This is a genomic window from Agrobacterium sp. (genome assembly GCF_032092815.1).
GTDB lineage: Bacteria > Pseudomonadota > Alphaproteobacteria > Rhizobiales > Rhizobiaceae > Agrobacterium.
Genome location: NZ_DAMDBP010000030.1, coordinates 40,568 through 49,663 on the forward strand (window position 1 = coordinate 40,568; position 9,096 = coordinate 49,663).

The 9,096-nt window shown below is 57.9% G+C and carries 11 protein-coding genes; 8 read left to right on the top strand and 3 right to left on the bottom strand.

The features are described from left to right. Positions 1-507, top strand: a 507-nt coding sequence (locus RT613_RS16745; RefSeq protein WP_313617132.1) for a MarC family protein, incomplete at its 5' end; no start/stop codon positions are given. A 161-nt stretch (positions 508-668) separates the two neighbouring features. Here the strand turns inward: RT613_RS16745 and RT613_RS16750 are convergent. Beyond that, entirely contained in the window at positions 669-1,607 is a 939-nt protein-coding gene (locus RT613_RS16750) for a phytanoyl-CoA dioxygenase family protein (RefSeq protein WP_313617133.1), read from the bottom strand. Positions 1,608-1,732: 125 nt separating this feature from the next. Between RT613_RS16750 and RT613_RS16755 the strand changes: the two genes are divergently transcribed. Both RT613_RS16755 and pyrF read left to right on the top strand, forming a co-directional pair. Then, a complete protein-coding gene (locus tag RT613_RS16755; protein WP_313617134.1) occupies positions 1,733-2,593 on the top strand; it encodes an AraC family transcriptional regulator in 861 nt (286 codons plus the stop codon). 231 nt (positions 2,594-2,824) lie between these two features. Beyond that, on the top strand, positions 2,825-3,718 hold the full coding sequence (gene pyrF, locus RT613_RS16760; protein ID WP_313617136.1) for an orotidine-5'-phosphate decarboxylase: 894 nt from the start codon (positions 2,825-2,827) through the stop codon (positions 3,716-3,718). Between the two features lie 25 nt (positions 3,719-3,743). Here pyrF and RT613_RS16765 read toward each other — a convergent pair whose 3' ends face one another. Next, the gene (locus RT613_RS16765; protein ID WP_313617137.1) at positions 3,744-4,637 is read right to left on the bottom strand and encodes a LysR family transcriptional regulator; all 894 of its coding nucleotides are present in this window, start codon (positions 4,635-4,637) and stop codon (positions 3,744-3,746) included. A 123-nt stretch (positions 4,638-4,760) separates the two neighbouring features. Between RT613_RS16765 and RT613_RS16770 the strand changes: the two genes are divergently transcribed. Then, positions 4,761-5,708 carry an alpha/beta hydrolase gene (locus tag RT613_RS16770; RefSeq protein ID WP_313617139.1) on the top strand — a complete coding sequence of 316 codons (948 nt, stop codon included), beginning with the start codon at positions 4,761-4,763 and terminating at the stop codon, positions 5,706-5,708. A gap of 65 nt (positions 5,709-5,773) precedes the next feature. Then, on the top strand, positions 5,774-6,703 hold the full coding sequence (locus RT613_RS16775; RefSeq protein WP_313617141.1) for an alpha/beta hydrolase: 930 nt from the start codon (positions 5,774-5,776) through the stop codon (positions 6,701-6,703). A 100-nt stretch (positions 6,704-6,803) separates the two neighbouring features. Here the strand turns inward: RT613_RS16775 and RT613_RS16780 are convergent, their stop codons facing one another. After that, on the bottom strand, positions 6,804-7,424 hold the full coding sequence (locus RT613_RS16780) for a GntR family transcriptional regulator (RefSeq protein WP_313617143.1): 621 nt from the start codon (positions 7,422-7,424) through the stop codon (positions 6,804-6,806). Positions 7,425-7,582: 158 nt separating this feature from the next. Here RT613_RS16780 and RT613_RS16785 point away from each other — a divergent pair, with 158 nt between their 5' ends. The 3 genes from RT613_RS16785 to RT613_RS16795 all read left to right on the top strand — a co-directional run. Next, on the top strand, positions 7,583-8,302 hold the full coding sequence (locus tag RT613_RS16785; protein ID WP_313617145.1) for a YafY family protein: 720 nt from the start codon (positions 7,583-7,585) through the stop codon (positions 8,300-8,302). Positions 8,303-8,347: 45 nt separating this feature from the next. Then, positions 8,348-8,719 carry a DUF1330 domain-containing protein gene (locus RT613_RS16790; protein WP_313617147.1) on the top strand — a complete coding sequence of 124 codons (372 nt, stop codon included), beginning with the start codon at positions 8,348-8,350 and terminating at the stop codon, positions 8,717-8,719. Positions 8,720-8,824: 105 nt separating this feature from the next. Beyond that, positions 8,825-9,096 (top strand): OsmC family protein (locus RT613_RS16795; RefSeq protein ID WP_313617149.1); only part of this gene is annotated, 272 nt, incomplete at its 3' end.

Sequence of the window (9,096 nt, forward strand, 5' to 3'; positions counted from 1 at the left end):
GCGTTGCGCGGCACGCTGATTGCCTTTGCCATTCTGGCGGTGTTTGCGCTGTTTGGGGCGGCCGTGTTGCAGCTTCTTGGCATTTCGCTTGGTGCCTTCCGCATTGCCGGTGGTCTGTTGCTGTTCTGGATCGCGTTTGAGATGATTTTCGAAAAACGCCAGGAGCGCAAGGAAAAGACCTCGACCATTGCCATCACCAAGGACCACATTCACAATCTGGCAGTGTTTCCGCTGGCCATTCCGCTGATTGCAGGGCCCGGTGCGATTTCCGCCACCGTGCTGATTGCCGGTTCCATGCAGACCTATCTCGACAAGGCCATTCTGCTTGGCGTCTTGGCCTTCACGCTGCTGCTGGTCTATCTGGCGCTGGCCATTGCCGACCGCATGGACCGCTTCCTTGGCAATACCGGCCGCGCCATCCTGACCCGCCTGCTCGGTGTCATTCTGGCCGCCCTTTCCGTACAGTTCGTGGTGGATGGCATCCGCTCGGCATTCAACCTCACCTGATCGGCTGTTTAGTGCGGTTGCGGGCAGTTTCGGATGGGCCGGGTGTTGTCCAAAACACACGAAAGTTCATCCGGGAACGCTGCGGTTTGGCAGGAAAGCGCCAATTGCGGTCACTATGGCGCTGGCGAGCGCCTGTGGCTCGCCGCGCTGCAACTGATTGATCACCAGGCCTTGAGGCCCAACAACCTTTCGCCGAGTTCCGAAAGCTTTGCGGTCGTCGCGTTGTTTTTCTCCCACCCGCGCGGATCGCCCGGAAAGGCATCGCGTTGCGGGTGGTCAAGATCGCGCCACAGCCGGATGCGTTCCTGACGCTCGGCTTCGTTGTCGAACTCGGCCGGATGCATGGAGATATATTGCGCCATGCGAACCCTGTCGTGTGAGTGGTTCGGGCGCACGCCATGGGCAAGGAGCGAATTGAAAATCATCAGATCGCCCGGCTCCATGTCGATATTGACTATCGTCTGGCCTGTCATGTCGGGATGCATCGGGTCGCGATCTCCGGGCTGGGTTTTCACCCATTCCTCGAAATGCTCGAACAGGTAGGGTACGCACTGGAAGCCGCCCACGTCACCATCCTGTTTCTTGAGGCTGAGCACGCCTTGCACGCCGATGGGCAGCGGCCGGATCGAGGTATCGACATCCCAATGGATGAAGCCGTTTGGATTGCCTATGACCTTCTTGGGAGGATTGAGGTTGGCGCGATCGATGGTGACCCAGAGGTCTTCCCGATCCCAGATGTCGACAAAGACGTCGTAGACGCGTTTCTCCATGCGATTATCCCAGAGATACTGGTGATTATAGATTTCGAGCATCCCGGTATTATTGAGTTCCTTCATCTTGTGCTCGCGGCGCTGCGGCGCGTACCAGGTTGAGGGATCGTTCGGGTTCTTCTCGTCAAATTTCCACAAGAGATCGACAAGCCGTTCCACATTGGCCGCAGGAACCGCCTGGCGAACAATGATGTAGCCTTTGGTGATCCAATGCTCCCAGTCCGCCTTCGACAAGACACGCAGCGGCAAGGTCTTCTGGATGTCCTTCAATTGTGTCGAAGCTGATGTTGTCGGGTGGCTGTCGCGTTTGGTCGCTGTCGAGGCGTGCATCGTAATCTCCCATGTCCGTTCTCACCGTGGCTGTGATGCGAGGAGGATAACAATTTCCGGCATGCCGTGTTGTCGCAGACTTCACCATACTGGTACTATTCTGGCGTATTGGGGGAAGGTTGAGCATGCTGAGGCCATATCTGGAAAAACTGCCGAGCATGCCGAGTTCGTCTCTGGCGACGCTCGATCGTCGGCTTGAAAATGGGATCCCGTTTGAATGGCATCACCATCCGGAATACGAGCTTACACTCACGCTCAACTCTCAGGGACAGCGCTTCATCGGCGACCATGTCGGGGAATATGGGCACGGGGACCTCGTCCTCGTCGGGCCCAACCTTCCTCATACCTGGGCATCGCGCACGAAGGTTGATGAGGCCTGCCCACATACGGCGCTGGTCATCTGGTTTCGACAGTCATGGATCGACAGCTTTGTTGGAAGCGCTATCGAGCTCGCGCCCGTTGCCCGGCTGTTTGCCCAGGCTGGCCCAGGGCTCTCTTTCGGTGCAGACCGCGGACGCTCGCTGCAGCAGAGCTTTGAACAGATATTCGTGGCCGATCCGGCACGACGTCTGATGACTGCGCTCGACATCCTTGTCAGGCTCGCTGCCGCAGGCGATGCCTGCGTGCTTGCTTCTGCGGCGGCACCCCTGAACACCGACAGCCGCTCGCGGATCGACAGGGTGCTCCAGCATCTTCACCAATTCTATCGCCATCCGATCCGGATAAGCGATCTTGCCGAACTTGCTGCGCTGAGTGAGTCCGGCCTGCACCGAATGTTTGCAAAACACACGAATTCGACTGTGTCCGCCTATGTGACACGACTGAGGATTGGGGATGCATGTTCACGGCTTTCGGCGACTGACCGGCCGATAGCGCAGATCGCAGCGGATGTTGGTTATGACAGCCTGGCCAATTTCAATCGCCAGTTCCGGTCGCTGCGAGCCATGACACCCAGGGACTACCGAGCGTCCTTCCGCAAGAATTGAGGAGCGTGTCGGGAACAAATTGACGCCCTCTCAGCAGCGATAGCGGACTTCGCTCGTGGCGTTGTCATTCGCCGTCAGCCTGAACGCAGATCCGGTTGCCCCTGCCCCGCTTGCTCGGCATTCAACGTCACCTGATCGGCCGTTTTGTGCCATAAGCCGGTTTGGGTCTATCTCTATCTGTTTTATGAGATAATGTGAGGCTGAGATTTTCAGATCAGAGGGGATTGGGCAATGGCATCGGTTTCATGGGTCGAATTGGTTCAGCAGAATGCGCAGGAATATGGCGAGCTTGTTGCTGGCATCGATCCGTCCCTGTCTGAAATTCCGTCCTTCTTCGAAACGGATGGTAGCGACTGGATCGGCCAGTTCGTCGATTTCGTTTTGGATACAATCGAAGGCAAGGTCGGCTTCGTAAAGTTCCAGAGTGCTTATTTCGAGGCATGCGGTTTGGCCGGACTGGGTGCCCTTTCGCTTGCCATGAAACGCGCGAAAGCAGCCGGTATCGGTGTCATTCTCGATGCGAAGCGGGGCGACATAGGCGCAACCGCATCCGCCTATGCCCGTGCCTATCTGACACCCGCATCAGAGGGAGGTTCGGGTGATTTTGAGGCCGATTGCCTGACCGTAAACCCAATGATGGGCCCCGATACGCTCGAACCCTATGTGGAGTGCGCCAAGCGCTATGGAAAAGGCTTGTTCGTTCTATGCCGCACGTCCAACCCCGGCGCTGGCTGGTTGCAGGACCGGATTGCCGGGAACCGTTCGATTGCCGACCATGTTGCAGAATTGATCAGCGCCACAGGACAACGAGATGAAACGGGCTTGAACCCGATTGGTGCGGTGATTGGAGCAACCGTGCCCCACGAGGGGCGACGGCTGCGGATGCTGATGCCGCATACGGTTATTCTGGCGCCCGGCCTTGGGGCGCAAGGGGGCGACGAAAACAGTATAGGTGCGCTTCGCGGACAACAGCTTGGAGACCTCTTGGTGCCCGTTTCCCGCGGGCTGACAAGTGTTGCTGAACGCACCATTTCGCCACAGGACTATCGTGACCTGCTGCTTGGCAGAATTGAAAAGTTCAAGGCAATTGTTTCCCGCCCAGGACCCCAAGCGCAGGCGCTTTAATTCACGGTCAAAAACTCATCCGCTGTCATGCGCGGTATCTCACGGCGTCAACAAACAGGCTGAAGGCCGGGGATGCATGTCGTCTGCTGGGGTAATAAAGGTGATAGCCTGGAAGCGGCGGCGTGCTGTCGGCCAGAACTCTGACCAGCCGCCTATCGGCAATATGCTCGCTCACCTGGTCAAGCGGCAGATAAGCCAGCCCTACGCCGTCTAGCGCTGCATCAAGGATCAGATCGATTGTGTTGAAGACCAGCGGACCATCAACATGCACCTTGATCTCCCGTCCACCCTCGATGAACCGCCAGGCATTCAAGACGCCCGTGGTGGGCAAACGAAGGTTGATTGCCCTGTGATCGATGAGTTGTTCAGGGGTTTCAGGCACGGAACGGTCTTCAAAATAGGCAGCTGTGCCGACGATGGCCATCGGCGTATCCGGGCTCATGCGCACTGCAATCATGTCCTTGGCGACCTGTTCCCCGAGCCGGACCCCGGCATCAAAGCGGTCGGCGACAACATCGACCAGACCATAATCGACGTTCACCTCGACATTGATATCGGGGTATCTGGCCAAAAGCCGCGTCAGCGCGGGCCGGATGATGGTTTTTGCTGCATGTTCCACCGATGTGATGCGGATCGTTCCGGCTGGCCGGTCACGAAACATGCTGAGGTCTGCGAAGCTCTGGTCGAGTTCGCTGAGCATGGGTGTCAGTGTCCGCACCAGCCGTTCACCGGCTTCTGTTGGCGCAACACTGCGGGAGGTTCGCGCCAGAAGCCTTACTCCCAGCCGTCCCTCAAGACGACGCACGATGCCGCTGAGCGCCGACTGCGAAAGCCCGAGCTTCAACGCGGCCCGCGTGAAATTGCGTTCTTCGGCCACCACGACAAATGCCGTGAGGTCTGCCATGTCCTGGCGATCCATCAATCACCTCAGTGATAGGTTCATGCATTTCTCTATCATGGAATGATAGCCGGGTCGGCTGTATATTTCCAGTCATCCGCTTCTGGCGCGGTGAAGACCAGATCAGAACAAGAGGAGATGACAATGGGTAAGATCAGTTTCGTAAACTCGAACAATCCTGACATCACCATGTCGGCGTTTATCAATTTTCCGGAAGGCTTCAGCGAAGCCAGAAAATACCCCGCCGTCGTGGTGTCGCATCCGGGCGGCGGCGTGAAAGAACAGACTGCCGGCACCTATGCCCGCAAGCTCGCAGAGGCCGGGTTTGTGACCATTGCCTATGATGCGTCCTATCAGGGTGAAAGCGGCGGCGAACCGCGCCAGCTGGAGAACCCCTACATCCGCACCGAAGACGTCAGTGCCGTCATCGATTACCTGACGACACTTGCCTATGTCGACCAGGGCCGCATTGGTGGCATGGGCATCTGCGCCGGCGCCGGCTACACCGCCAATGCCGCGATCCAGGATCGCCGTATCAAGGCAGTTGGCACAGTCAGCGCCGTCAATATTGGTTCGATGTTCCGCAATGGCTGGGAGAATAACGTCAGGGATATCGATGCACTGCCCTATATCGAGGCCGGATCGAACGCCCGCACGACCGATGCAGCCAGTGCTGCCAAGGCGCAGATGCCGCTCGCTCCCTTGAAGGAAGAAGATGCGCCGAATGAAGAACTGCGTCAGGCCTGGGAATATTACCACACAGCCCGTGCGCAATGCCCGACAGCACCGGGTTTTGCGACACTGCGCAGCCTGAACCAGATCATCACCTATGATGCCTATCACATGGCCGAGGTCTATCTCACACAGCCGCTTCAGATCATTGCCGGCAGCAAGGCCGGCAGCAAATGGATGAGCGATGACCTGTTGAAGCGTGCCGCAAGCCGCGACAAGGCGCTGCATGTGGTTGAAGGTGCCAACCATATGGAACTGTATGATGGCGAACAATATGTCGATGAGGCGGTGTCGGTCCTGGCACCATTCTTCGATCGCACACTTGTCGAACCATCAGCGTCCAAGGTGGCTGCCGAGTAAGCCCCGAAGCGTTCTGCTTGCCGTCGTGTCGGGCAGAACGCTCCCCAAAAAATCGGAGAGCAATCATGCGGACCGTTCAATTCCAGAATGCCGACATGGCATGGCATATCGCCGCTGACATCCATTTCCCATCAGACTTCGTCGAGACGAAGAAATATCCGGTGATTGTCAGCGTCCATCCGTTCGGAAGCTGCAAAGAGCAGACCTCGGGAAGTGTCTATGGCAAGGCGCTCGCTGAACAGGGTTTCGTCGTCATTGCCTATGACGCGAGTTTTCAAGGGGCATCGGGTGGCTCGCCGCGCTGGATCGAAGACCCAACACAACGGGTCGAAGACATCAGCAGGGTGATCGACTACGCAGTGACGCTGCCTTACATAGACGAGGCCCGGATCGGTGTTCTCGGCGTCTGCGGTGGTGGTGGTTACGCCATCAATGCCACGTTGACGGAGAAGCGGATCAAGGCCGTCGCCAGTATTACCGGTGTCAATATCGGCCGTCTGTTTCGCGAGGGATTCAGCGGATATGATCCGCTCGGCGCGCTCGCCGCCATGGGCGTGCAACGCACAGGTGAGGCACGCGGCGGCCAACTCCAGGTCAACGAACTTCTTCCAGCGAGCGCCGATGTCGCCAAGGAAAACGGACTGACCGAGCGCGACGTTTTTGAGGCAACCGATTATTACAAGACGCCGAGGGGCCAGCAGCCGGGCGGCTGGACGAGAATGTTGTTCTCCCACGCGCAGAAGACGCTGGCATGGGATGCGTTTTCCTTCACGGAGACGCTTCTGACCCAACCCTTGATGGTGGTTATCGGTCAAAAAATCGGTGCGTTCGGTGCTTACCGCGACGGCATGGAAGTCTATGGGCGTGCAACGGCCTCAGCTGACAGGCGGCTTGTTTCGCTGGAAGACTGGTCACATTATGATCTCTACGACAAACCCAAGCCGGTCGCCCTCGCCCTCGAAAAGCTGATACCGTTTTATCAAACGTATCTTTGAACCACATCTTGCCGGGCGCCAAGGCGCCCGCGAGAACATATATCCCGATGGCCGCTTCGGGCTGAAAGCGGCCTTCGCGCGTTAGAGCGGCATTTCGCTCTCAGGACTGATCTGCAGGAATTTTGCGTTGCGCCTCGGCCTGTGCGGCCAGAATATGCCGGCGCAAAATGGTGACGGCCTCGTCGGCGTTGCGGGCGATATAAGCGTGGGTCAACGCCTGATGGTCTTCCAGCCAGCGCGGGGTCTGCTCCGCCAGCGCCTGATAATCCGGCGCATAAAGAATGCAGCTGGTGCGCAGTTCTTCCACCATCAGCAGCTGGCGCGGCCGTGCGGCCGGGGCATAGAGCGTTTTGTGAAACAGCCAGTCGCCGCTGTGCCAACCGGGCCGCCCGGCCTCCAGCGATGACTTTTTCAGCGCATAATCCAGCTCGGCATCATCGGCTGAAGTGGCACGACCAATCGCCCGCTGCAGCAGGTCACATTCCAGCATCAGGCGCAGCTCGTAGATCTCATCAAGAGCTTCGCGCGTCAATGTCACCACCCGGGCACTTTTGCCGGGCAGCAGCTCAACGATCTTTTCACCGGAGAGTATTTGCAGCGCATCGCGCACCGGAATGCGGCTGACGCCATAAAGGGCGGCCAGATCAACCTGCGACAGCATGTCCCCGGCGGCAAATTTGCCATCCAGAATATCGGCGCGAATGCGGTCTGTCAGGTTCATGGCATGGTCCTTTGCCAGCGGTGTCAGCGTGGCGTGTTGTGGTGCGTAGACATGTATACGGATGCGCAGATGTGGATCAAGCCGATGATCTCTAGATATCGCCCTGCGCACCATCACGGGCGTTGCGCGGGACCAGGTTTTTGTGGAAAGAGTTGATCATGTCGAGAACAAGCCGCCTGTTTGAAATGTTGAGTGTGCTGCGCGCCAAACGCAGACCGGTGACCGCGCAGGAGCTGGCCGATGAGCTTGGTGTTTCGCAGCGCAGTGTTTACCGCGACATTGAAACGCTGCGGTTGCTGGGTGCGCCGCTGGATGGGCAGGCCGGTATTGGTTTTCTGCTGAAAGAAGGTTTCTTTCTTCCGCATTTTGCCTTTTCACCTGATGAGCTGGACGCCATACGGCTGGGGCTGGAATGGGTGCAGCAACACGCCGACCCTGCCCTTGTGCAAAGCGGCGAAAGCGCCATGGCGAAAATCCTGTCAGCGCGGGATGACCGAGCCGCATCAAGCGCCATGGCAGTGCCGCTTATGATACCGGCAACTGCCTCCGAGCGCACCGACCCCGCCCATGTTGCGGCCATGCGTGACGCCATCCGCCGACAAATGAAAATGTCGATCGATTACAGCGATGCTGAAGGCAAGGTGACGCAACGGACCATCTGGCCGATCGCGCTCGTCTATTTCGATGATGTGCGCATTCTGGCGGCCTGGTGCGAACAGCGCGCCGCCTTTCGCCACTTTCGGGTGGACCGGGTTGGCGCAGCGTCTGTATTGAGCGAGCGTTACCCGGAGCGCCGCACTGCGCTGATCAAACGTTGGCGCGAGCAGGATCGCGATTGGCGCGCCATGCTGACAGTTTCTGACAAAGCGGTACGGTAGACCTGATGGCACACTCCTTAGTGGGGCTACATCAAAGGAATACCTATGGTTACGATCAATCAAACCGCCCTCACCGACTTCCTGTCCGTTCGAGATGATACGCCAATCGTCATGTTGAACCTGCTGCGCTTTGAGCCCGTTGGTGGCCGGCAGCGGCACCATGAATACCTTGAAATGGCAGCGCCCATTCTGGCGCGCTTTGGCGCAAAAATCCTGTTTCGCGGTGATGGCCTGCCAATCCTCACCGATGGCGCGGTGACAATGTGGGATGCAGTGTTGCTGGTGCAATATCCCAGCCGCGCCGCCTTCATGGCCATGGTGGAAGACCCGGACTATCAGGTGGCCTTTCAAGTCGGCAAGTCAGCCCTTGCCGATATCGTTCTGCAGCCGCTGAAGCAGACCGAGGTTCCCGGTTGAAAGTAGTTTGAGGGGTGCCGGGCGGAAGCTTTCTGTCCGGATTATTGGCATATCCCAATCAAGTGTGTATACACGTATACGAATCTAAATTTGGAGCATTACGCCATGGCACATGAATATACATCCGCTGTTATCTGGACCGGCAATCGCGGCAGTGGCACTAGCAGTTACCGCGCCTATGACCGCACCTGGGATGTGGCCGTGCCCGGAAAGGCGGTCATTCATTGTTCCAATGATCCGTTGCTGGGTGGTGACCCGACAAAGATGAACCCGGAAGACCTGCTGCTTTCGGCATTATCGGCCTGCCACATGTTGTGGTACCTGCATTATGCCTCAGAGGCCAAGGTGGTGGTGACGGCCTATGAGGACAGCCCGGT

What these genes read in the sequence shown, in the direction of transcription:
- RT613_RS16750 (WP_313617133.1), bottom strand. Translation starts at nt 1,607, where the DNA reads ATGCACGCCTCGACAGCGACCAAACGCGACAGCCACCCGACAACATCA.
- RT613_RS16755 (WP_313617134.1), top strand. Translation starts at nt 1,733, where the DNA reads ATGCTGAGGCCATATCTGGAAAAACTGCCGAGCATGCCGAGTTCGTCT.
- pyrF (WP_313617136.1), top strand. Translation starts at nt 2,825, where the DNA reads ATGGCATCGGTTTCATGGGTCGAATTGGTTCAGCAGAATGCGCAGGAA.
- RT613_RS16765 (WP_313617137.1), bottom strand. Translation starts at nt 4,637, where the DNA reads ATGGATCGCCAGGACATGGCAGACCTCACGGCATTTGTCGTGGTGGCC.
- RT613_RS16770 (WP_313617139.1), top strand. Translation starts at nt 4,761, where the DNA reads ATGGGTAAGATCAGTTTCGTAAACTCGAACAATCCTGACATCACCATG.
- RT613_RS16775 (WP_313617141.1), top strand. Translation starts at nt 5,774, where the DNA reads ATGCGGACCGTTCAATTCCAGAATGCCGACATGGCATGGCATATCGCC.
- RT613_RS16780 (WP_313617143.1), bottom strand. Translation starts at nt 7,424, where the DNA reads ATGAACCTGACAGACCGCATTCGCGCCGATATTCTGGATGGCAAATTT.
- RT613_RS16785 (WP_313617145.1), top strand. Translation starts at nt 7,583, where the DNA reads ATGTCGAGAACAAGCCGCCTGTTTGAAATGTTGAGTGTGCTGCGCGCC.
- RT613_RS16790 (WP_313617147.1), top strand. Translation starts at nt 8,348, where the DNA reads ATGGTTACGATCAATCAAACCGCCCTCACCGACTTCCTGTCCGTTCGA.